The sequence below is a fragment of the Paraflavitalea pollutisoli genome (genome assembly GCF_029360705.1).
In the GTDB taxonomy this organism is placed as follows: domain Bacteria; phylum Bacteroidota; class Bacteroidia; order Chitinophagales; family Chitinophagaceae; genus Paraflavitalea; species Paraflavitalea pollutisoli.
The window spans coordinates 577,380-600,425 of sequence record NZ_JARKMX010000014.1; the positions used below are offsets into that span (position 1 = coordinate 577,380).

At 52.5% G+C, this 23,046-nt stretch carries 16 protein-coding genes; 6 read left to right on the forward strand and 10 right to left on the reverse strand.

All coding sequences use genetic code 11. From position 1 onward, the window contains the following. The first annotated feature begins 190 nt into the window (after positions 1 to 190). Positions 191 to 1,210, forward strand: coding sequence for an SDR family NAD(P)-dependent oxidoreductase (locus tag P2W70_RS32795; RefSeq protein ID WP_276485844.1), 1,020 nt, complete (start codon positions 191 to 193; stop codon positions 1,208 to 1,210). 55 nt (positions 1,211 to 1,265) lie between these two features. Then, positions 1,266 to 2,096: a helix-turn-helix domain-containing protein gene (locus tag P2W70_RS32800; RefSeq protein ID WP_276485845.1), complete on the forward strand. Its 831-nt coding sequence runs from the start codon at positions 1,266 to 1,268 to the stop codon at positions 2,094 to 2,096. Here P2W70_RS32800 and P2W70_RS32805 read toward each other — a convergent pair. The 8 genes from P2W70_RS32805 to P2W70_RS32840 form a co-directional block, all read right to left on the reverse strand. After that, complete coding sequence (locus tag P2W70_RS32805; protein ID WP_276485846.1) at positions 2,065 to 3,114, reverse strand: formimidoylglutamase; 1,050 nt, start codon at positions 3,112 to 3,114, stop codon at positions 2,065 to 2,067. The two genes, P2W70_RS32800 and P2W70_RS32805, sit on opposite strands and share 32 nt — an antisense overlap. Positions 3,115 to 3,139: 25 nt before the next feature. After that, a complete protein-coding gene (locus P2W70_RS32810; RefSeq protein WP_276485847.1) occupies positions 3,140 to 5,167 on the reverse strand; it encodes a site-specific recombinase in 2,028 nt (675 codons plus the stop codon). A gap of 46 nt (positions 5,168 to 5,213) precedes the next feature. Next, positions 5,214 to 6,461, reverse strand: a complete 1,248-nt coding sequence (gene hutI / locus P2W70_RS32815) for an imidazolonepropionase (protein ID WP_276485848.1) — start codon at positions 6,459 to 6,461, stop codon at positions 5,214 to 5,216. Between the two features lie 21 nt (positions 6,462 to 6,482). Next, positions 6,483 to 8,240: a glycoside hydrolase family 15 protein gene (locus tag P2W70_RS32820; protein WP_276485849.1), complete on the reverse strand. Its 1,758-nt coding sequence runs from the start codon at positions 8,238 to 8,240 to the stop codon at positions 6,483 to 6,485. A 7-nt stretch (positions 8,241 to 8,247) separates the two neighbouring features. Continuing rightward, on the reverse strand, positions 8,248 to 10,482 hold the full coding sequence (locus P2W70_RS32825; protein ID WP_276485850.1) for a bifunctional alpha,alpha-trehalose-phosphate synthase (UDP-forming)/trehalose-phosphatase: 2,235 nt from the start codon (positions 10,480 to 10,482) through the stop codon (positions 8,248 to 8,250). Positions 10,483 to 10,958: 476 nt separating this feature from the next. Then, the gene (gene hutU / locus P2W70_RS32830; protein WP_276485851.1) at positions 10,959 to 12,638 is read right to left on the reverse strand and encodes a urocanate hydratase; all 1,680 of its coding nucleotides are present in this window, start codon (positions 12,636 to 12,638) and stop codon (positions 10,959 to 10,961) included. A 24-nt stretch (positions 12,639 to 12,662) separates the two neighbouring features. Then, positions 12,663 to 14,234, reverse strand: a complete 1,572-nt coding sequence (gene hutH / locus P2W70_RS32835) for a histidine ammonia-lyase (RefSeq protein WP_276485852.1) — start codon at positions 14,232 to 14,234, stop codon at positions 12,663 to 12,665. A gap of 2 nt (positions 14,235 to 14,236) precedes the next feature. Further along, a complete protein-coding gene (locus P2W70_RS32840) occupies positions 14,237 to 14,728 on the reverse strand; it encodes a MarR family winged helix-turn-helix transcriptional regulator (protein ID WP_276485853.1) in 492 nt (163 codons plus the stop codon). A 331-nt stretch (positions 14,729 to 15,059) separates the two neighbouring features. Here P2W70_RS32840 and P2W70_RS32845 point away from each other — a divergent pair, with 331 nt between their 5' ends. The 4 genes from P2W70_RS32845 to P2W70_RS32860 all read left to right on the forward strand — a co-directional run bounded on the left by P2W70_RS32845 (position 15,060) and on the right by P2W70_RS32860 (position 20,526). Continuing rightward, positions 15,060 to 16,268 (forward strand): nucleoside permease, encoded by a 1,209-nt coding sequence (locus P2W70_RS32845; protein ID WP_276485854.1) that lies wholly within the window; start codon positions 15,060 to 15,062, stop codon positions 16,266 to 16,268. 42 nt (positions 16,269 to 16,310) lie between these two features. Next, positions 16,311 to 17,504 (forward strand): Gfo/Idh/MocA family protein, encoded by a 1,194-nt coding sequence (locus P2W70_RS32850; protein ID WP_276485855.1) that lies wholly within the window; start codon positions 16,311 to 16,313, stop codon positions 17,502 to 17,504. A 210-nt stretch (positions 17,505 to 17,714) separates the two neighbouring features. Beyond that, positions 17,715 to 18,368 carry a hypothetical protein gene (locus P2W70_RS32855; protein ID WP_276485856.1) on the forward strand — a complete coding sequence of 218 codons (654 nt, stop codon included), beginning with the start codon at positions 17,715 to 17,717 and terminating at the stop codon, positions 18,366 to 18,368. Beyond that, positions 18,355 to 20,526 carry an outer membrane protein assembly factor BamB family protein gene (locus tag P2W70_RS32860; RefSeq protein ID WP_276485857.1) on the forward strand — a complete coding sequence of 724 codons (2,172 nt, stop codon included), beginning with the start codon at positions 18,355 to 18,357 and terminating at the stop codon, positions 20,524 to 20,526. The genes P2W70_RS32855 and P2W70_RS32860 overlap by 14 nt, the downstream gene beginning before the upstream one ends. A 60-nt stretch (positions 20,527 to 20,586) precedes the next feature. On the opposite strand, the gene P2W70_RS32865 is transcribed toward P2W70_RS32860, so the two are convergent. Further along, positions 20,587 to 21,162 (reverse strand): OmpH/Skp family outer membrane protein, encoded by a 576-nt coding sequence (locus tag P2W70_RS32865; protein ID WP_276485858.1) that lies wholly within the window; start codon positions 21,160 to 21,162, stop codon positions 20,587 to 20,589. A gap of 103 nt (positions 21,163 to 21,265) precedes the next feature. Next, positions 21,266 to 22,993, reverse strand: a complete 1,728-nt coding sequence (locus tag P2W70_RS32870; RefSeq protein ID WP_276485859.1) for a phospho-sugar mutase — start codon at positions 22,991 to 22,993, stop codon at positions 21,266 to 21,268. Positions 22,994 to 23,046 lie beyond the last annotated feature (53 nt).

Below are 23,046 nucleotides of genomic sequence, written 5' to 3' on the forward strand. Positions count from 1 at the left end.
ATAACGTTCGGTGGATACTAATTTGAACAGCAGTCGGGAGGGATGTATGTATTGTAATTTAAGGAATTATCTGCAATCGTTGAAGGGTACTTACCGGACCTGGTCCGGATAACAAAGCAAATTCGGTCCTTTCAACAAAATCAAGTGGCTGGGCTTGTTCGAATTTTGGGTCAACAAAAACAATTGAACCATGCAACAAACCATGAACATGCCTGCGAAGCAACAACCCATCCACTCCGGATTCAACGCTCAATCTACCGCCGCCGAAGTCATTCAGGGCATCGACCTCCGCGACAAGGTAGTCATCATTACCGGTGGCTATGCGGGCATTGGGCTGGAAACAACCCGGGTACTGTCGGCTGCCGGCGCTACCGTGATCGTACCAGCCAGGGATCTTGCCAAGGCGACCAGCAGTGTGGCTGGTATCGAGCGGGTGGAGCTGACCTCCCTTGACCTGATGGACCCCATATCCATCGACGGCTTTGCTGCTTCCTTCCTGGCTTCCGGTCGCCCACTGCATCTGCTCATCAACAATGCCGGGATCATGTGGGTGCCTTTGCGCCGGGATAGTCGGGGCCATGAGTCGCAACTGTCTACCAATTACCTGGGCGCCTTTCAGCTGACAGCCCGCTTATGGCCGGCCTTGCAACAAGCACCCGGTGCCAGGGTGATCAATGTGTCGTCGTTTGGTCACCAGATGGCGCCTTTCGACTTTACCGATCCGAATTTCCGGGAGCGTGCTTATGAGAGCCTGCAAGGCTATGGCCAGTCAAAGACGGCGATGAACCTTTTTGCCGTTGAACTGGACCGCAGGGGCGCTGCAAGCGGCATAAGGGCTTACGCAGTACACCCCGGCGCCGTGAATGGCACCGACCTGGGCAGGGAGGCACCGATCGCCATGTTTCAGGCTATGGGAACGTTTGATGAATCGGGGAAAATAAAACCCGAGGTGGCCGCCACGCTGAAAACCATCGAGCAGGGCGCCGCCACGACCGTGTGGTGCGCTACCAGCCCGCTGTTGCAAGCGCTGGGTGGCGTGTATTGTGAGGATTGCGATGTAGCAGAGCTGGATCATGGACAACTAGAACACCGCTATGACCAGCCCTCCACGCTGCGTGGCGTGCTCCCCTACTCCATTAACCCGGCCCTGGCGAAACGGCTCTGGACGCTGACGGAACAACTGACCGGCATCCAATTTCTCCCGTACTAAACCATCAGCGGATGTTGACACTGATCTTCCTAACTTTAATGCGCAAGGCTACTTCATGGAATACACGGCTAAATACATTACGGAGGACATCAAACTCAGCTGTTACGACGACAAGCTGTTCAAAACGGAGATGATGTTTGACCAGCACATGCTGGTCTGGTTCATTTCGGGCGAAACGAAGATCGTGCAGTCGGAGGCGACCTACACTTTTACGGCGGGTGATATCTTCCTGATCCCGAGGCACCAGCTGGCCACGATCATCAACTATCCCAAAGACGGGCAGCCGCATAAGACCGTCGTCATGCACCTCACCACCGAACGCTTGCGGGCGTATTATGCAAATCAGCCCGTATACGCCGGTGCTCCGGCAGAACAAAAGATCCACCGGTTCCGCGATCATCCGCTGCTGCACAGTTGCCTGGCTTCGCTGATCCCGTATTTCGAGGTAAAAGGGCCTTTTCCTGAACAGATCGCGTCGCTGAAGATCACAGAGGCCATCAGTATTTTGCGGACCATCGAGCCGGGAATCGATGCGGTGTTAGCACAATACGATGTGCCGGGTAAGATCGACCTGGTCACTTATATGGAGAAGCATTTCATGTTCAATATGCCGATGGAAAAGTTTGGCTACCTGACGGGACGCAGTCTGACCACCTTCAAACGTGACTTCAAGAAGGCCTTTCAAACCACGCCGCAAAAATGGCTGACGCAGAAAAGGCTGGAGCGTGCCCACTATTTGCTCTCCGAGAAAAGTTACAAGCCGGTCGATGTGTACTTCGAAACGGGTTTCGAGAACCTTTCACATTTCTCCTTCGCATTCAAGAAGCATTTTGGGTATGCGCCGTCGTCGTTGCCTATTCCGCGTGCGCTTTCAGGAAATCGCTGACGAGGTAGCTGACCAGTTTGCCCGTGGAATCATCTTTGCGACCGTCGGCCAGTTGTGCGGCGCCTTCACAGATATGCACATAAGCTACATCACAATCCATCGCTGTATAGGTCAGGTACTGGCGGGCATGTTGGGGAAGCAGTCCCGAAGGAGTGAGTGCGCTGGACAAGGTATGCTCGATACAATCCAGGTCGAGTTCGATGCCCGTGTAGTTTTCTTCGGTAAAGCTGGTGGCGTGGGCCACGGCCTGCGTAAAGCTGCGCTTCTCGTGAATAAAAATATCTTCGTAGGTGATGAAATCGATGAAGGGATTGTTGACGATATCGAGCCACACGTTTTGTGGCAGGTAGTTTTCGTGCAGGCCCACGATACAGTATTTCTGCAGGTAGCCATCTTCTTCCGCATACCGGAATCCGTTGCCACTGTGGCGCCCTTCCGCAGGCCTGAAGTCGCTGTGGGCATCGAGGTTGATGCTGTTGATCTGTGCAAGGGGTAGCAGTCCTGCTTTGTGCAACCCTTTGGAAGCGCCTTTGATGAGGGGGTAAGCATTGTTGTGCCCGCCGCCGATCACGATGGGTACCTTCTTATGGCTGGTAATGATCTTGATGAGTTCTTCCACTTCCTCGTCGATGGTAATGACGGCGTGCCGGTAGGCATCAATCTTTTCATCGTAGCTATGGGCATTCTGTTCGATCAGCCATTTGAGATCGCCAAAGTCGAAATGGCCAAGCAGCAACACTTCGTCACCCAGCAGGAAATCATTGCTTTGGATATTGAGGAAAGAGCTGAGAAAGGGTACCCAGATCGAGTCAGTGCCTCCTACCCCATGGTTGGCGCGTACGCCGATATCTTCCGGCACACCAATGAGTACATAGGCGGCGGTGGATTGAGCGAGCGATGCTTCGAGCTGATTTTTATCAGCGATCACCTGTATACATTCACCCAGACGAGTTTCGAACTTGCGCAATTTGGTCAGAGAGAGTACATCCTGCTTGTCGTAAAACTTGAAATGCTTCATATCAACAACTGTTTTCGAAGTGAGCCTATGCGGCATCGGGTTGCAATCTTTTTCTAGGCCGGAAGAAGTCCAGGGGGTGGGAACGGAAGTATTTCCACAGTATGCTCAGGAATTCGGGATAGTCACGCAATTTGACGCCTCTTGACCGTACGGCTACGATGAAGGCAAGGGAAAAGCTAACGAGGAAGTTGAGAAAGCCGATGCCCAGTACGCCGACAAACACCGCGGTCAGGTAGGTGTAAGATACATTATTCCATCCTACGCCGTACAACCCGATGGAAGAATTGGCGGCGGCAATCGTGATGTGGCGGATATCGAAGCCGATACCAAACAGGTCACCGGCGGTGGTGGCCATGCCCAGGAAGAAACCCAGGCTGATGTTACCAGCCAGGCTGCCTGCATGTCCATCGAGGTAGTGGGCGATGCGCTCCAGGCGATCGCGCGATATGGCCTGGCGCAGTACGGGATGCTCGGTAATACGGCGAGCTATCCGGCCATAATTCATCTTATTCTGCACATATCCGGCAATGAGGCTGCTGATGAACAGGAATACGCCGGTGTTGCAGGCATAGGCCAACGACAGGCTACGCCAGGGGTGCTGGGCATCCATCATTTTCATGGCTGCATCACCACTCACCAAGGGATGGCCAAAGCAAATATCATAGAGCCAGGCCAGCCCGAAAGTGACGGGCCACACGATGATCAGGTTGCCGATAAAAGAAGCGATCTGGCTGCGGGACACTTTCGATACCGTTACTGCCAGGTTGTATAGATTGGGCGTATCATCCGCTTTACGGGTATCGAGTGAACTGGCTACGGCACTGGCTGTAAACGCTGGCTGCTTGGTGGCGAGCGTCGTTTTCGTTTCTTCGATGGCGACGAAACCGACACTATAGTTGATGCTATAGGTGAATCCATGCCAGAACGGCGCCATATGGATCTTTCCCAACAGGATCTTGGCTATCGCCACAAAGCAAACGATGAGGCCACCTCCCATGGCGGTGAAGATCATCTGAAAATATTCAAGCGGCGAAGACGTGATGTACTTGGTTCCTTTTTTCGTCTTGTGTTCAGCGATCTGATAAGCCAGGTACCCGGTGGTTTGGGAAAGGAATTCGAAGATACTGTTCTTACGGTTTTCATAGCGGATCACTTTGATGAACAGGGTAGCTAGCCGGTTGGTATCCATGTGGTGGTCGGCATCTACGATATCGAGTACCAGCAGCATGCGTTCGAGCTTCTGCTCGATCTGAAAAAGTATATAGGTTTGCGAGAGGCTCGCTCCCCTTTCCGCCGTTTGGTCGCGGATATATTGTACGATGTGTTGGGCCTGTTGCATCTCCGAATAAATGCGTTGCAACAGATCGGCATGGGTTGCGGGGTCTGGATCGGCTTGTTTATCGAGCAATTCTTTCAGTTCGTACACCAGGTATTGCTGCACCGCAAATGGATTGTCCTGTTGCCCTGTTTTGAAGGGAGCGTTTTTGACAATATCGTTCTCCCACCCCAATTGGGCTACACCCGCTGAAAGTATTTGGAGTGCTGCCAGGGCCTGGCGGGTAATGATGGGTTCACGCCCCTTTACTGATAATCCCAGGGCTTCAAAAAACTGCACCCAGCGAGCATGCCCGATCTCCTCTACCCAGAGGTAATCCTGGCGGCGGTAAAAGATCCGGTCGAGCAGGTAGAGAAAATCATTGGGGTCTTGTACAGGGGGGAGTAATTTATGTTTGAGTCGCGCATGCAGTTCGCGCCCAACGCCGCGCGACACAGTAACACCGCTTTCGGTGAGCATAGGCAGCAGGTTGCTGTTGATGAGCTGGGCGAGGATGGCGGTGCGCAGTTCGGTTACCACAATTGGCTGCTCGGATAGAAAATGCAATACTCTGCCGATGTTCTGTACCGCTTCTTCCGGCTTGCGGGTACGCGGCCTTATCAGGCGTACGAAGGACACCAGGTAGTCGACGGCAACTTCGCGGTCTTTGATGGAGACCTTGGGCCTTTGTTGCAGGAACTGGATAAATGGATCCGTCTTTTTTTTTCTCCTGATCATTTCCTTCAGTATAAGTTCGATGCGCTGCTACTCAATTTACAACAAATTACAACCACGCTCCTTTTATCATTACTGTATCGATTAGGTTGCTGCCAAAAGCATAAGGCAGGTAAGCCAATGAAGGTATGGGTCTCGTGACGATCAGGTTGGCTTTTTTGCCAACAGTAATACTTCCCAGCTGTTCGCCGAGCTCCATGGCATAGGCTCCATTGAGGGTGGCCGCATTAATGGCTTCTTCGGGCAGCATTTTCATCTGTATACAACTCATAGCCACCACCAGGTTCATATTACCACTGGGAGACGAGCCAGGGTTGAAGTCGGAGGCCAGGGCGATGGCACAGCCGGCATCGATGAGGGCACGGGCCGGTTGAAAGGGCATGCGCAGGAAAAAGGCTGCGGTGGGCAGCAGGGTACCGATGGTATTCGATTGTGCCAGCGACTGTATGGCATCTTCATCCATTGTTTCGAGGTGATCGACACTGATGGCGCCGAGCCTGACGCCGGTTTGCGTGCCGCCTGACAGGTTCAGCTGGTTGGCATGGATCTTTGGCTTGAGCCCATGCGCCATGCCTGCCTTGCAGACATGCTCGGTTTCTTCGGGAGAGAAAAATCCTTCTTCGCAGAACACATCGATGTAATCGGCCAGGTTATCCCGGGCAATGACCGGCAACATGTGCTCCGTAATCTGCTGCAGGTAACCTTGGTGATTGTTCTTAAACTCCGTGGGATAAGTATGTGCGCCGAGAAAGGTTGCTTTGATATCGAGGGCTGACCGCTGCTTCAGTCGCTTGATCACACGCAGCATTTTGAGCTCTCCTTCTACCGTGAGCCCATATCCACTCTTTATCTCGATGGCGCCTGTGCCGAGCCGGCTGAGTTCTTCAAGTCGTTGCCAGGCCTGGTGGAAGAGCTCGTCTTCGGAAGCCTCGTTGAGTTTGCGGGCCGAGTTGAGGATGCCCCCGCCCTTAGCGGCGATATCGGCATAACTCATGCCTTTGAGTTTGTACACAAACTCTTCTTCGCGGCTGGCGGCAAAGACGATATGGGTATGGCTATCGCACCACGTGGGTAATACGGTAGCGCCGGCTGCATCGTAGGTCTCGCTGGCCATAGACCTGTAGCCACTTTTGTCGAGGTCATCCATACTGCCAAAGGCGGCGATGGTATCGTCTTCAATGAGCAGGTAAGCCTTATCAATACAAGGTAATTCGGCGAGCTGATCGCCGCGTAATACAGTAGTCAGTGCCCGTACGCCGACGAGCTGGTGGATGTTGGTAATGAGCAAGGATGCCATGCCGTAAAGATAGCATCCCCTTTACAGAAAATCTACCTTATCTACCTTGCGTGCTATACGAAAAGCGGCATTGATCAACCCTACATGGCTATAGGTCTGCGGGAAATTGCCCCATTGCGACCCATCCACGTGTACATCTTCGCTGAAGATGCCGAGGTGGTTGCTAAAGGACAGTATCTTATCCAGGTTTTGGATGGCATCGTCTGTACGACCCACACAAGCCAAGGCATCTACATACCAGAAAGCGCATACCAGGAAGGTGGTTTCGGGGAAGCCGAAATCATCGTAGTGCTTGTACCGGTAAAAGAGTCCATGATCAGCCAGCAGCTCTTTTTCGAGTGCGGCGATATGGTCGCGGGCACGCTGGGAATTGTGCTCGAGGTAGTTCATGGTGACCATCGACAGGGTACTGGCATCGAGGTTGGGGGTGCCGATGGCCTGTGGATAGACCTTGCGTTCTTTATCGTAGGCTTCTTCGAGCAGCTTGTTGGCTGCCTGGGCCAGCCTGGTGGCCTGCTGCATCAGTGGCTGGTCGTTGAAGACCGCGCCGATCTTGTAGGCCGCTTTGGCACCTGCCCAATGGAAGAGCAGCGTATAGGTATGCACCTGCACCTGGTTGCGGAACTCCCACAGGCCCGAGTCGGGCATGGTGAGCGTACGCTCGATATTATTTAGCAGCCACGGTACGATGGAGCGGTAGTTGTACTTGCGCATATAGGTCAACCGCTTGTCGGTATAGAGCGGCAGCAACGATACCAGGATCTGTCCGTATACGTCGTGCTGTAACTGGATATAGGCTTTGTTTCCGACCCGTACGGGCTTGTTGCCCAGGTAGCCGTTCAGGTCGATGGTGAGCTCTTCGAGGTCTTTCTCCCCACCGATGCCATACATAGGCTGCATAGCGTTGCCGGCGTTGGCCAGTATATTATGGATGAAATCGAAATATTTTTCCAGTTCTTCAAAGTGACCGATCTGGTTAAAGGCGCGCAGTGTATAGTGCGCATCGCGGAACCAGCAGAAGCGGTAATCCCAGTTACGGGTGCTATCGTGGAATTCGGGCAAGCTGGTGGTACCGGAAGCGATGATACCACCGGTATCTTCGTATTGATGCAGCTTCAATACCAGGGCCGAGCGGATGATCTCTTCCTGGTAGATATCCGGCAGGTAACAGCTCTTGATCCATTCCTGCCAGTGCTGGATGGTCTTGCGCAGGAATTCCTCGCTGGTTTCCTTAAGTGGTGCTTCAAGAGGAGCTCCGTACGTCAATATCATATACCTGTCCTGGTCCAGCACCAGGGGCGTGCTGTTCAACACATAGGTCAGCGACAGATCGGTGGTTACCCGCACCTGTTGCCCCAGGTTCATGAACCGGATATGGTTGCTGCCGGTGGTCACTTCGGGTTTGATCTTGCCATAGTCACCCCGTGGGTCGCACACGACCCGGATGGCCGGCTCTCCGTGCAACAGTTCTATCTTGCGCACCAGCATCAGGGGTTTGAACTGGCGCTCGTGCACATTCATGCGCGGTGCGCAGTCTTTCACCACAAAGCTGCCGTCGGCAGCGGTGAACTCGGTACACAATACATTGGTATTGGGTACATAGTATTGCCTGCTCGTCCAGCCTTCGGCCGCGGGCGTGATGGAGAAATGCCCTCCCTTATCCTCATCGAGCAAGGAGCCGAAGAGGAAACTGCTGTCGAAGCGTGGGAGGCACATCCATTTTACATCTGCTTTGAGGTCGATATAGGCCAGGTAAGAACAATTACCTATTATACCCATGTTGTATTTATGCACCGGCATATTCCGTTTCAGTTAAAGGCGTCAATAATTGGTCTAGCAGTGGCAACACTTTCCGTTGGGAAAATACTGTGTACTGCGCAGCCGTAATTCCATTGCTAACTTTTATACTATAGGCCTTGTTGCCAAGGGCTTTGAACATATCCTCATCGGTGGTATCATCGCCGATACACAGGGTAAAATCAGGACTCAGGTCATTCACAATCCGCAGTGCCATCACGCCCTTATCGAATCCCGCCATCCGCACTTCGATTACCTTATTCCCATCGATCACCTGCAGCATGGTGTTTTGTACCATCTGGTGCAGGTTGTTGATCAATTCCCGCGAGCGGCTGAAGCCCAGATCGGCCGGCGTGTTGCGGTAATGCCAGGCAATGGTGTTGTTCTTTTCTTCCACAAACGATCCCACACAACGCGTTACGAATATCTGCATGATGGGACGGATCACTTCTTTCCAGGGTTCGGAAGTAGGAATGCTTTGCTGCCAGCTTTCGCCCTTCATCCGGAAACTGGCTCCATGTTCGGCCACCAGGGTCACGGGCAGGTGTCCCAACCATTTGTCGAGTACATCGGCATCGCGGCCACTGATGATGACCACATGGTTCTTTTCATCACTGGCCAGCCGGTACAACAGTTCTTTCAATTCTTTGCTGGGGACTGCTTCCTGGGGTACACGGGCAAAAGACACGAGGGTACCATCGTAATCGAGCAGGAAGCAACGTTTTTGCGCTTTCTGGTAATGCTGGTGGATGCGTTTGTAGATGCGATCATCCAGTAGTTTGGTCTGCATCTTCTGTTGTTCTTTCCGCACATTGGCGAGCTGATCGAGAAAGTCATTGACCCACTTCACGACGTCATAATCCACCAGGCGTTTTTGCATGAGCGCCATGCGGTGTTTCTGTTCGTGCAGGGGCATTTCGAGGGCACGGTCGATGGCATTGGACACATCTATTACATCTGTCGGGTTCACCAGCAGGGCTTCGTTGAGTTCGCTGGCGGCCCCGGCGAGTTCACTTAACACCAGCACACCCCGTTGGGTAACGCAGCTGGCTACGTATTCTTTGGCCACGAGGTTCATCCCATCGCGCAAGGGCGTGATGAGTGCCACATCGGCGGCCTGGTACAAGGCACACAGCTCATTAAACGGCAGGTGGTTGTAGCGGTAGATCACCGGTTGCCAGCTGATGCTGGAGAATTTTCCGTTGAGGGTACCGATCTTTTCTTCGATCTGCCGTTTCCTCTCGAGGTACGTAGGGATCTCATCGCGTGATGGCACGACGTTGAGTACGAATACGACTTTCTCGATCCATTCGGGATGCTGTTGTAGAAAGCACTCGAAGCCATTGAGGCGGTCCATGAGCCCTTTTGTATAATCGAGCCGATCGACAGAAAAGATGATCTTCTTGTTCTCGAAGTTGCGTTTGATGTCGTTGCGCAGTTCCAGCACTTCGCTGTCGTAGGCGGCCTGGTGAAATCGTTTGTAATCGATACCGATGGGAAACAGGTCGGCTTTGACGAGCCTGTCCTGGTATTGCATGGTATAAAAATAATTATCGACGCCCAACAACATCTTCACACTTTGCATGAAGTGTTGTACATAGTCGTGCGTATGAAACCCGATGAGGTCGGCGCCCATCAGGCCACGCAACAAAGCAGTCTTCCATTCCGTAGGGAGCAGGCGCAATATCTCGTAAGAAGGGAACGGAATGTGCAGGAAGAAACCGATCTGCACATTGGGTTGCACCGCGCGCAGCATCTCGGGAACCAGCATGAGCTGGTAGTCGTGTATCCACACGGTGTCGCCGGGTTCTACCACTTCTGCCAGGCGGTTGGCAAAGTTCCTGTTCACCTGAACGTATGCGTCATAATAATTCGCCTGGTATTGAACGAGGCTTGGAAAATAGTGGAACAGGGGCCATAGTACCGAGTTGGAAAAGCCGTTGTAATAATCTTTATATACAGCGGTATCCATGAACAACGGTATAGCGGTAAAATCATATTTGGCCAGTCTCGGTTGCACTTCCGACTCCCAGTCTTCGCCGGAGAAGTCGGCTACGCCCATCCACATCTTTTCCCGGATATCGCTGGATGCCGAAGCATCGCTTTCAAAATAGCTTTTGATAGCTGATACCAGGCCACCCGAACTCTGCCGGATCGTCACCTGGTCTCCGTCGCGATCTACGGAAAAAGGTAATCTGTTCGAAACAATAATAAGTCTACCCATATGAAAAAATTAGGGGTACGGATTAAAATGATTGAATAATGGTTTTCAAAAAGGAGGCCAGTTTGAGTAATTCAAACCACAAACGGCGGGTGGCTATTCAGATCGTACTGACTGCAGTGACCCAATCGACTGATAACGGGCAATAGCCGGGACAAGAGGTTATGATCCCACGGGGACAAAAGTAGCCGGGGCTTATTAGGCCGACCTTATAATAAGATTACAATAAAATTAAAATGTGGAGGTTCCTGTACAAACACTTGTCTAAGCTGCTGATGTTATGACCGTTAGCAGGTAGTTGATCATCCTGTTCGCCATGATTACAAGGCGAGATATACATTATCATCGCAGGGTATATATAACAACAGCCTGACAGGTTTGCATGCTGCCAGGCTGTTGAGGAAGAATCTATGATATCGAAACCACCGCAGGTGTTTAGTTCGAACCGGCTACCCTGTGCTCTGCCTGCATCGTTACCGCTATTGCAATCGCTGTTTGATATCCAACTGATGAGTTGTTGCTGTTTCCTGTGCTTGTTCGTACCCTGCATCGGCATGTCGGATGACGCCCATACCAGGATCATTGCGCAGTACGCGAGCAAGTCTTGCTGCTGCGGCCTCGGTACCATCGGCCACGATGACCATGCCGGCATGTATGCTGTAGCCCATCCCTACTCCACCGCCGTGGTGCAGGCTGACCCAGGAAGCACCACCAGCTGTATTGACGAGTGCATTGAGCAATGGCCAATCGGCTACGGCGTCGCTGCCATCTTTCATGGCTTCGGTTTCGCGATTGGGTGAGGCGACGGATCCGGTGTCGAGGTGATCACGACCTATGACGATAGGCGCTTTTACTTTACCGGTGCGTACGAGTTCGTTGAAGGCCAGTCCGGCCTTTTCCCGTTCTCCTTGTCCGAGCCAGCAGATACGGGCGGGTAATCCCTGGAAGGCTATCTTCTCCTTTGCAAGGCGCAACCAGCGTTGCAGGGAGGCGTTTTCGGGAAACATCTCACCAATGACCTGGTCGGTCACGGCGATATCGGCGGGATCGCCACTGAGGGCGGCCCAGCGGAAAGGCCCTTTGCCTTCGCAGAAGAGCGGACGTATGTAAGCCGGTACAAAACCCGGGAAGTCGAAGGCGTTTTGCAAGCCCCGCTCCTGCGCCCTAGCGCGGATATTGTTGCCATAGTCGAAGGTGATGGCGCCCAGGGTTTGCAATTGTATCATCAGTTCTACGTGACGGCGCATGGAGTCATAGGCGAGGTCGATGTATTGAACGGGGTTTTGCTCGCGCAATACTTTCGCTTGTTCATAGGAGATCGTATGCGGCCAATAACCGATGAGGGGGTCGTGGGCCGAGGTTTGGTCGGTAAGGGTATCCGGAATAACGTTGCGTGCGATCAGTCGTTCCAGTAGTGTTACTGCATTGCAGTGTACACCGATGGACAAGGTCTCGCCATTTTGCTTCGCCTCCAGGGCGCGGTCGATGGCGACGTCGATGTCTTCGATCATCACATCGAGGTATCTGGTCTCGATACGTTTTTCAATACGCCATTTTTCCACTTCCGCGATGAGGGCTACGCCTTCATTCATCGTGATCGCCAATGGCTGGGCGCCACCCATACCACCGAGACCAGCGGTTACGTTGAGGGTACCTTTTAGGGTACCGCCAAAATGTTTGTTGGCTGCTGCCGCATAGGTTTCATAAGTGCCCTGTACGATACCTTGCGAACCGATATAGATCCAGGAGCCGGCGGTCATTTGTCCGTACATCATCAGTCCCTTCTTTTCAAGCTCATCGAAATGTTCCCAGGTAGCCCAGCGGGGTACGAGTTGGGAATTGGACAATAAGATACGCGGGGTATCGGGATGTGTTTTCAGGATACCCACCGGCTTGCCGCTTTGGATGAGCAAGGTTTCATCATTCTCCAGGTCTTTCAGGGCTTTGATGATGTAGTCGAGTGCTTCGAAATTGCGGGCGGCTTTGCCGCGGCCACCGTATACGATGAGGTCATCGGGCCGCTCGGCCACCTGTGGGTCGAGGTTATTGAGCAACATGCGCAGGGCTGCTTCCTGTATCCAGCCTTTGCAGGTGCGTTCGCTACCCGTAGGCGTTTTGTATTTGATGGGATCGTACCGGCGGATCGTATCGTTGTTCATATGCGGTATTTATCGTGGAGGTAACTAAATGCTGAAGGATTCATATCCTTTGTTGAGGTTGACCCCGGCTAGCGAGGTATAGGTGTTCACGGCTTCTACAAAAGAGAAGTCGTGAATGATGTTCCGGATCTGGTTGATATCGTCGGCGAAGATGCGGTCTTCTTCGGCAAAACTTACGCTGCGGCGTACATAGTCATGGGCAAACTCGAGGATGGCGCTGCTCTTGAGCGGATGGCGAAACTCGATGGCCTGTGAAGCGCTCAGCAGTTCGATGGCCAGGATGTACTCGAGGTTGTCGAGCACTTTGTTGAGTTTGCGGCCGCTGATGCTGCCCATACTCACGTGGTCTTCCTGGCCCAGTGAGGTGGGAATACTGTCGGCACTGGCCGGGAAGCAGAGTGTTTTGTTTTCCGTAACCAGTGCTGCCGTGGTGTACTGGGGGATCATGAAACCACTATTGAGCCCCACATTCTTCATGAGCAACATGGGCAGGCCCCATTTGCCTTCGAGCAGCAGGTAACAGCGACGGTCGGCGATATTGCCGATCTCGGCGGCGGCTACGCAAGCGTAGTCGAGTGGCAAGGCGAGTGGCTGGCCATGGAAGTTGCCACCGCTGATGGTATCGTCGGCGGTCAAGATGATCGGGTTGTCGGTGACGGCATTGAGTTCGATCTCCGTGAGTTCTTTCAAATGCAGCCAGGCATTGCGGGAAGCGCCATGTACCTGGGGCATACAGCGCAGGCTGTAGGGGTCTTGTACGCGGCCGCAATCGATATGGCTTTGCATGATGGCAGAATCGTGCAGCATGTCGCGCAGGCGCTGGGCCACGAGCTGGGTACCGGCAAAGGGACGCAGCTGGTGCAGGCGCGCATCGAAAGGTGCCTGGGTGCCGGTGAGTGCTTCGAGGCTCATGGCGCCGATGATGTCGGCTGCTTCGAGGCAGTTGTGCAGGCGCTGAACGCCTTTGATGGCGAAGGCCAGGATGAACTGGGTGCCGTTGATGAGGGCGAGACCTTCTTTGGGACCGAGTTGTATGGGGGCGAGTTTGAACTGCTGCAGTACTTCCTGCGATTTGTAGCGGTGGCCACGGAAGAATACTTCACCGAGGCCGATGAGGGGCAGGAAAAGGTGGGCCAGGGGGGCAAGGTCGCCGGAGGCACCTACACTCCCCTTTTCCGGTACCAGGGGGATCACATCGTTGTCGATATGCCAGTTGATGCGTTCGAGGGTTTCCAGTTGCACGCCGGAGTAGCCTTGTGCCAGGGCCTGCATTTTGGTGATGAGCATGAGCTTGGCCACTTCGGTAGGGATGGGATCACCCACGCCTACGCTGTGGCTTTGCAGTATTTTGTATTGCAGGGTGCGGGTATCTTCTTCTGATATTTTGGCGTTGGCGAGGATGCCGAAGCCGGTGGTGATGCCGTATACGGTACGGTCGTTATCGACAATTTCCTGTACCTGCTGCTGGCTGTTGGTGATGCGCTTTCTGGCTTCTTTGTTCAGTACGCCTTGCATGTCGCCTTTAGCGATGGCGAGGGCTTTGCCGATGGTGAGGGTTTCTACACCGTATTCGAATGTGTTGTTTTTACTGGCCATGATCATGCTTTGTGGTTCATAATGGTTTCTACGCGGTCAAACAGGCTGCGTTCCGAGAGGCCTGCCTCCAGTTCGCCCACGGCTTTGAGCAGCTGTTTGCTGTGTTTGCCTTCGTTGACGAGCTCTACCATGGCGGCGGAGAGAGCTGTCCATACCGGGGCTATCTGTTGTTGTAGTTTTCTGCCTTTGGGGGTGAAGGCCACGACCTTGCGGCGGGCATCGTTGGGGTCGGCGGTGGTCTTGACGAGTCCCTTTGTTTGGAGGGCACTGATGAGCTGACTGACCGAGGAATGGGAGATCAGCAGTTCGTCGGCGATGTCGCGTATCGATACGGTCTCTTTGCGGGAGAGGATGTAGAATACGGGAAACCAGGCTGCGTCGAAAGGCAGGTCGTGCGCATCGTAGAGCCGGTTCACATCGCCCAGGAATGTTTCGCTGAGCCGCCGCAGGCGGCTGCCGAAGACGAGGAAGCCGAGTGATTCGTAGAAGTTCATAAATTGTATAAGTACTTATACAAATATAGGGAATTGGGGGAAATAGGCAACCAGGCATCTAGGCAGCAAGGCATCCAGGCAGCGAGCATCCAGTAGCCAGACAGGCGGCAAGCTGTACGAAGGTGAAGCTTGCAAGCACTATAACGACCCGGCCAACCAAATTAATTGAATTTAATGTCAGGCATCCTCCTCAGGTCCAATTTTACCGGATTCGGGATAGCTGCGAATTCGCTGAAAGCTTAGTTCTAAAACGTTGCAGCAAATATGAGATTTGTTCGTAATTTTCGCCACGCTTATTCTTTCTAACTAAAACAAGATCAAACAACGACTAATGAAAACTACGACCGGCGTTTCGCTTGGATTTATGATGTTCCTGGAGTATTTCATCTGGTGTTCCTGGTATGTGACCATGGGCACCTATATGGGTGAACACCTGAAATCGACCGATATACAAATTGGCGCAGCCTATAGTGCGCTTGCTCTGGCCACCATTATCGCTCCTTTTTTCGTGGGCCTTGTAGCTGACCGGTATTTTGCGGCTCAACGCATTATGGGTGTTCTGCACCTGGTAGGCGCCGCTTTATTGTTCCTGGCTACTCAGGTCGATACCAATGGACCTTTCTACTGGGTTATTCTTGGCTACTCGTTGATGTACATGCCAACAATCGCTTTGTCCAACAGCATCGCATTCTCCCAAATGAATGATCCCGGCAAGCAGTTTCCCTGGATCCGCGTATTCGGTACCCTGGGCTGGATCGTTGCCGGCTTTATCGTAGGTGGACTGGGTATCGAAAAGTCCAGTAATACTTTCGTCATGGCTGCCGCCGCTTCTGCCGCACTGGGGCTTTATAGCTTTCTGCTCCCCAATACGCCACCCAAAGCAAAAGGAGAAGTTGCTTCCGCTGCCAAAATCCTGGGCGCCGACGCCTTCGTATTGTTCAAAAGCCGGCCCTACCTGATCTTTTTTATAGCAGCCATCCTGGTTTGTATCCCCTTGTCCTTCTACTATGGTTTCGCCAACCCCTTCCTGAACGAAGTCGGATTGGACAAACCTGCCCAGAAAATGATCCTGGGTCAGTTTTCTGAAGCCATTTTCATTGTGGCTATTCCGTTCCTGTTCAATAGCATTGGGGTCAAAAAGATGCTGCTGCTGGGTATGACAGCCTGGGTATTGCGCTATGTGGCCTTTGCCTATGGTGATGCTGGCAACAACACCTGGATGCTGTATGCCGGTATTATCCTGCATGGCATCTGTTACGACTTCTTCTTTGTAACTGGTTATATGTATACTGAAAAGAAGGCTGGCGAAAAGATCAAGAATGCTGCACAGGGCCTCTTTACCTTCGCCACGTATGGCCTGGGCATGCTGATCGGCACCTGGTTCTCTGGTGTCATCGTTGGTAAATACGCAATCGCCGGTGACCCCATTACCCACGACTGGAAAAGTATCTGGTATGTACCTGCAATCATTGCAGTAGCGGTGATGGTATACTTCGTACTTTTCTTTAAAGAAAAGAAAGAGGTTAACGAAGCTGCTTAATCAAGCAGCAATGATCTTTAAACACTTTTCAAACAAAATCATATGCAACGTATTGCCATGTTAGGCTCGGGTTTTATCGGACGTTTCTATGCCGAATCGATCCAGGGCTACAGAAGTAAGGATAAGATCGTCAGCATCTATTCGCGCCGCGAAGAGAGTGCGAAAAAGTTTGCGGATGACTATAAAGTATCGCATGTGACCACTGATATGGAAGCCGCTATCGCGCATCCGGAAGTGGACATGGTCTGTATCGCATTGCCCAATAACCTGCACGAAGCGGCGGTGATGCTGTGCTGCAAACACAAGAAAGCGGTGATCACCACCAAGCCCCTCGGCCGCAACGGTGAAGAAGCCAAACGCATGCTGGAAGCGGTAGAAAAAGCCGGTATCTTCAACGGTTACCTCGAAGACCTCGTGTATACCCCCAAGTTCATCAAAGCGATGGACAGCGTGAAGAACGGCGCCCTCGGCCGCATTCTCTGGGCCAAATCGCGCGAGACGCACCCTGGCCCCCACAGCGACTGGTTCTGGGATATCGAGCAGGCAGGCGGTGGATGTATTCTCGACCTTGGCTGTCATTGCGTGGAGATCACGCGCAGCTATATCGGTAAAGACATCAAACCCGTAGAGGTGATGTGCTGGGCCGATACCCAGGTGAAACCCATCGATGCGGAAGACCATGCCATCGGCCTGGTGAAATATGAGAATGGCGCTATCGGTCAGTTTGAGGTAAGCTGGACCTTCCGTGGTGGTCTCGACCTGCGCGATGAAGTGATGGGCTCCGAAGGCACCATCTGGATCAATAGTTTCCTGCGTACCGGTTTCGATATGTTTACCACCGGCAAGGGAGCCGACTATGTAGCCGAGAAAGCTGAAAGCAATACCGGCTGGCTGTTTCCCGTAGGTGATGAGCTGAATGAACTGGGCTACAACCATATGTTCATGGACATGTTCAATGCGGTCGAAGCCGGCACCGATCCCAAAGAAAGCTTCTATGATGGTTATGTGGTCAACTGTATCCTCGATGCTGCCTACCGCTCTGCCAAAAGCAAGCTCTGGGAGCCTGTGAAACTGGACATCTGGCGTGGTAAGGAAGGCGTGACGAAAGACAGCCACCTGACCGAATACGATGCCGACCACTATCTGGTGAAGGAAGAGGTGACGCATTATGGCGCGAAGAAAGTGATCATCAAGAACAAGCAAACCGGTAAGATCACCGAGAAGACATTAGAATAATTCTCCATGCCGGATACACGAAGCAGGGATGCCGCATTTTAGTTGCTGCATCCCTGTTTTCTTTTTACCTTAAGGGGGATGAAATATTGCTGCCTGCTAATTGCTACCTGCATCCTGACCGCCTGCTCGACTGCGCCTGTCCAAATGAGCAAGGAGGAAAACAATAAAAAATTGTCCAAGTACTTCAGGGACGTGCAGTTACGGAATTTTATGGACTCATCGACACTACGTCACGTCGCTATCAGGCTGGCAGCTTTTCGGGAGGCTCCACTTACCGGTCAAACTTCCACCGGCCCTGTAATTCGGTTTCTTTACACATCTGTTTATGCCCCCTTCACGGTCATCCAGATCCGGCAAGGTCAGGTCGTGGTGAAAAAAGCCAACAGTGGTGAACCCGGCTTTGACATCGACCTGGATACTACACAGGTCAGTGAAGCCGACCTGGCCTTCAAGCGAGTGTTTACCCGGTACGCAAAACTATTACGAAACAATGACCCCGATACGTCGCTGCTGCTACAAGCCCATCCGGAACTGCGGGGTGGGCTGTATCGCGTGAATGATATCAGCGACAGGATACTCATACCTAAGGCCGACTCTGTAGTCTATGTACAGCAAACTTCACCGATCGATGGGGCACAACTAACTGCCCTGCTGCACCGCATCGACAGTATCGGTTTCTGGCAAAAGCCGGTACATAAAGGGGTGGCCGGCGGTATATATCCTACCAACTGGCACCTGGAAGTGAAAACCGGCGGCAAACACCACGCCATTGAAATCAGTAACCGGGAAAGTGGTCCTTATTACGAACTGGGAAAATTCCTGCTTAGCCAATATGCCCAACTTAAAGACGATGAAATACAATAAACGATTGCTGCCTGCTGCAGCCCTGCTTGCGCTGGTGGGCCTGTCTGCCTGTTCCAACAACAGCACCACCGCTTATACCACCTGGCCGGCTTACGGCGGTGGCAAAGACAATATTCACTATTCATCGCTGCAAACGATCGATACCGGTAATGTAGCGCAGCTGCGACCAGCCTGGACGTATCATACCAGCGATGCCGATACCGTCCATCACTCCCAGATACAATGTAACCCCCTCATGGTCGACGGCGTGTTGTATGGCACTACGCCCACCACTAAACTGTTTGCCATCGATGCTGCTACGGGTCAGGAAAAATGGGTCTTCAATCCCAATGACACGACGCAGACCACCAGCACCATCCGCTTTATCCTCAACAACAACCGTGGGGTGGCTTATTGGGGTGAAGGCGAAGACAAACGCATCCTCTACACCGCCGGCTCGCATCTCTATGCCGTCAATGCCACCACGGGCAAGTTGATCGAAAGCTTTGGCAGCAAAGGAAAAGTAGACCTGCACCACGGCCTGGGCCGTAATGTAAAAGACCTGTATGTAACAGCCACCTCCCCCGGCATGGTTTACAAAGACCTGTTTATCCTCGGCTCACGCGTCGATGAAGGCGCTGCGGCGGCACCTGGACATATCCGCGCCTTCGATGTACGTTCCGGCGCTATCCGCTGGATCTTCCATACCATTCCGCAGCCGGGTGAAGCTGGTTTCGAGACCTGGGATGATACGACTGCGTATAAACATATTGGTGGCGCCAACAGCTGGGGCGGCTTCTCGCTCGATGAACAGCGGGGTATCCTCTTTGCGCCTACCGGGTCTGCCTCTTTCGATTTCTATGGCGGCAAAAGAAAAGGCAGTAACCTGTTTGCCAACTGTCTGCTGGCACTCGATGCCGCTACTGGTCAACGCAAATGGCATTTCCAGTTCATTCACCACGATGTATGGGACCGGGACCTACCCTGCCCGCCTGCACTCGTTACCATCAAAAAGGATGGCAAAACGATCGATGCCGTAGCGCAGTTATCCAAACATGGCATGGTGTACGTATTTGACCGCGAGACGGGCATGCCCGTATATCCCATCGAAGAAAAAGCCATTGATACCAATACCACGTTGACCGGCGAACGCATCTGGCCAACGCAACCCATCCCTGCTATACCTAAACCTTTTGTACGGCAACAGTTCACGGTCAATGACCTGAACCCCTACCTGCCGGATAGCTCGAAAGCAAAACTGCAAAAAGCCCTGGCGGGTTACAGGTCTGGCAATATGTTCATGCCACCCGGACTGCAAACCATGGTGTTGCTGCCGGGCCTCGATGGCGGCGGTGAATGGGGCGGACCATCTTACGATCCGCAAACCGGCTACCTGTACGTGAATGCGAATGAAATGCCCTGGTTGATCACCATGCGCGAAAACAAACTATCGAAGCCGGCGGCGGAGAACTACGGACAGGCTGGTAAACGCTTATACGACCTGCATTGTATGGCTTGCCATGGTGGGGACCGAAAAGGATCGGGTAATAATCCTACGTTGCTGAACATTGCATCCCGTTACAAGGAGCCGGATATTTTATCACTCATCAACAGTGGGCGCCGGATGATGCCGGCCTTTGCACACCTCAATACGGAAGAGAAAGAAGCGATCGTGTCTTATGTCACGGAATCGCGTGTACGTCAACAGCAAGCTTTCAAATCCCAACCGCAGTCCATCGACAGCTTCCTGAATCTACCCTATAGTATGACGGGTTATTATAAATTCCTCAGCCCGGAGGGCCATCCGGCGATCAGTCCGCCCTGGGGCACCATTACGGCCATCAACCTGCATACAGGGGAACATGTGTGGAAGACCACGCTGGGCGAATATCCTGAACTCACCGCCAAAGGTATCCCTGCTACCGGTACGGAGAACTATGGCAGCTCGGTGGTGACGGCTGGCGGCCTGTTGTTCATAGCCGCTGCCCGCGATGGCAAGCTGCGCGCCTTCAATAAATACAGCGGAAAACTGTTGTGGGAATATGCCCTGCCAGCTCCTGGCTTCGCTACGCCATCGGTATACGAAGTACAGGGGAAACAATATATCGTGATTGCCTGCGGCGGTGGTAAACTCGGCACGCCCTCTGGCGACAGCTATATGGCATTTGCGTTGCCGTGAGGAAGGCATAAAAAAATCCCGGCATCGCTGCCGGGATCTATCAATACCTTGTACGGTTGCTTATTGCTTGGGCGCTGTGCCGGCTGGCTTGGGCGCCGTAGCGGGCGGCGCAGCTTCTGGCTTGGCCAGGTTGATGTTGAGCTTCTTCGCGACCAACGGCAAAATATCGTCGGCTGCCGGGAAGGAGATCAATTGTTCTTTGCTCAACACATAAGTGATGCCATTTTCTTTGGCCACGGCTTGTGTAGTCGTCACGGCCTTTTGCTGAATGGGGGCCAGTAACTCCTGCTCTTTAGCCTGCATCATCTTGGGGGCTTCTGTCTGGCTGAAATTGACTGCTTTCAGGTAAGCCTCATTCAGCTGGCGGCGCTTGATCTGCTTTTGTGCACTTGTCCACTTGATAGAGTCCTTGGCAAACGTGCTGTCGAGGATCTCATATTGCTCCTGGTACTCGTTGGCCTGCTGTTGCAGTGCCTGCTGATACTCGGCCATGTCTGCATTGGCCTTCTTGAACTCGGGCATCGCCACGATGAGTTCCTGTAAACTGATGTAACCGATCTTACTCTGAGCCTGCACAGTACCTGCCGTGAATGCCATGGCGCAAACCAGGATCACGCATAAAAAACGCTTTTGCATGTTAGTTGTAGTTGTTTAGATGTTTAGTTGTTATCTGTAAGTCAATAATGCCGGTCCTTTCGCTGCTTCTACGGCCCTTTCAGGCCCGGCATTAACGTTTCTTTTATTTCAATTGCATATCCTGGATGATACCATCGATGCGTGTCTTGAGCTCGCCATGTACTGTATCGAAATTGGCGGCACTATCCAACTTGGTGTTAACGCTGAAATAGAACTTGATCTTGGGTTCGGTACCGCTGGGGCGTGCCGAGATCTTACTACCATCGGCGAGGAGGAACTGCAGTACGTTGGATTTGGGCAGGGTGATCTCCCACTCCGCTCCGGTTTGCAGGTTCTTGCCTTTGCGCAGTTCATAATCGAGCAGCTCTACCACCTTCGATCCATTGATGGTGGCCGGTGGATTCTTGCGGTACGACTCCATCATTTCAGCGATCTCCTTCTGACCATTCATCCCCTTCTTGGTGATGGAGATCAGGTGCTCTTTGAAGAAGCCATATTTTACATAGAGGTCGATCAGTTTGTCGTACAGCGAACGGCCCTTGTCTTTTTCATACGCGGCCATTTCGCACAGGAAGGCTACAGCAGATACCGCATCCTTATCGCGCAACTGAGAACCGATCATCAGTCCATAGCTTTCTTCTCCACCTATCACATAGTTTTCGGTAGCTTCTTTTTCTTTGATGAGCTCGGCGATCCACTTGAATCCAGTCAGTACGTTGTAGCATTTGATATTGTTGCCTGCCGCGATGTTGTCGATCATGTCGGTCGTTACGATGGTCTTGACCACCATATCGTTGGCCTGTGCAATGCCTTTTGCCTTGCGGGCTTCGATGAGGTAGTTAAATGCCAGAACGGCCGTTTGGTTACCATTCATCAGCACCCATTTGCCTTGATGGTCCTTAATGGCGATACCTACGCGGTCGGCATCGGGATCGGTACCCAGCAGGATGTCGGCGTCGAGCGCTTGTGCCTGTTTCAGGCCAATGCTCATGGCTTCGCTCTCTTCCGGATTGGGATAGTGCACGGTGGGGAAATTACCATCCGGCACGGATTGCTCCTTCACAATAGACACATTGGTAAAACCAAAGGTCTTCAGTACTTCAGGCACCAGGGTAATACCTGTACCGTGTATGGGAGTATAAACGATCTTGAGGTCGTGTTGCTTGGCGATAACTTCCGGGTATACGCTCAGACTTTTCACCATTTTGATATACGCTTCGTCGAGCTCTTTGCCGATGATGGTGATATTGGCTTCGCCACCTTCCCACTGTACATCGTCTACAGAAGCGATCTTATCTACTTCAATGATCACGTTTTTGTCGTGTGGTGGCACCAACTGGCCGCCATCGCTCCAATAGGCTTTGTAGCCGTTGTATTCCTTGGGATTATGAGAGGCGGTACATACGATCCCTCCCTGGCAGCCCAGGTGGCGGATGGCAAAGGATAATTCGGGCGTAGGGCGCAATGCTTCGAACAGAAAGACTTTGATGCCATTGGCACCCATTACGTTAGCGACAATTTCCGCAAAGAAACGGCTGTTGTTGCGGCTGTCGTGTGCGATGGCAATGCGGATCACACCGCCGGGATATGTTTGTTTGAGGTAGTTGGCAAAACCTTGTGTGGCCATACCTACCGTATATTTATTCATGCGGTTGGTACCTACCCCCATAATGCCGCGCAGACCTCCGGTACCGAATTCCAGGTTTCTGTAAAAGCTTTCGGTCAGTTCATTGGGATTTTCAGATTCTAACTTTTTAATCTCGTCTTTGGTAGCCTGATCATAGTTGCCAGACAGCCAGTTGCTCACTTTTTCCTGTATTACAGCATCCATTTCTTTCTGTTTTATATAATAGTTGGGGGACTAATATCGTTAAGATTGGGAAG

Excerpts from the sequence above, each read along its gene's own strand:
- P2W70_RS32795 (WP_276485844.1), top strand. The coding sequence starts at position 191 with ATGCAACAAACCATGAACATGCCTGCGAAGCAACAACCCATCCACTCC.
- P2W70_RS32840 (WP_276485853.1), bottom strand. The coding sequence starts at position 14,728 with ATGAACTTCTACGAATCACTCGGCTTCCTCGTCTTCGGCAGCCGCCTG.
- P2W70_RS32860 (WP_276485857.1), top strand. The coding sequence starts at position 18,355 with ATGAAATACAATAAACGATTGCTGCCTGCTGCAGCCCTGCTTGCGCTG.
- P2W70_RS32850 (WP_276485855.1), top strand. The coding sequence starts at position 16,311 with ATGCAACGTATTGCCATGTTAGGCTCGGGTTTTATCGGACGTTTCTAT.
- P2W70_RS32865 (WP_276485858.1), bottom strand. The coding sequence starts at position 21,162 with ATGCAAAAGCGTTTTTTATGCGTGATCCTGGTTTGCGCCATGGCATTC.
- P2W70_RS32820 (WP_276485849.1), bottom strand. The coding sequence starts at position 8,240 with ATGGGTATAATAGGTAATTGTTCTTACCTGGCCTATATCGACCTCAAA.
- P2W70_RS32805 (WP_276485846.1), bottom strand. The coding sequence starts at position 3,114 with ATGAAGCATTTCAAGTTTTACGACAAGCAGGATGTACTCTCTCTGACC.
- hutH (WP_276485852.1), bottom strand. The coding sequence starts at position 14,234 with ATGGCCAGTAAAAACAACACATTCGAATACGGTGTAGAAACCCTCACC.
- P2W70_RS32810 (WP_276485847.1), bottom strand. The coding sequence starts at position 5,167 with ATGATCAGGAGAAAAAAAAAGACGGATCCATTTATCCAGTTCCTGCAA.
- P2W70_RS32855 (WP_276485856.1), top strand. The coding sequence starts at position 17,715 with ATGGACTCATCGACACTACGTCACGTCGCTATCAGGCTGGCAGCTTTT.
- P2W70_RS32845 (WP_276485854.1), top strand. The coding sequence starts at position 15,060 with ATGAAAACTACGACCGGCGTTTCGCTTGGATTTATGATGTTCCTGGAG.
- P2W70_RS32825 (WP_276485850.1), bottom strand. The coding sequence starts at position 10,482 with ATGGGTAGACTTATTATTGTTTCGAACAGATTACCTTTTTCCGTAGAT.
- P2W70_RS32800 (WP_276485845.1), top strand. The coding sequence starts at position 1,266 with ATGGAATACACGGCTAAATACATTACGGAGGACATCAAACTCAGCTGT.
- hutI (WP_276485848.1), bottom strand. The coding sequence starts at position 6,461 with ATGGCATCCTTGCTCATTACCAACATCCACCAGCTCGTCGGCGTACGG.
- P2W70_RS32870 (WP_276485859.1), bottom strand. The coding sequence starts at position 22,993 with ATGGATGCTGTAATACAGGAAAAAGTGAGCAACTGGCTGTCTGGCAAC.
- hutU (WP_276485851.1), bottom strand. The coding sequence starts at position 12,638 with ATGAACAACGATACGATCCGCCGGTACGATCCCATCAAATACAAAACG.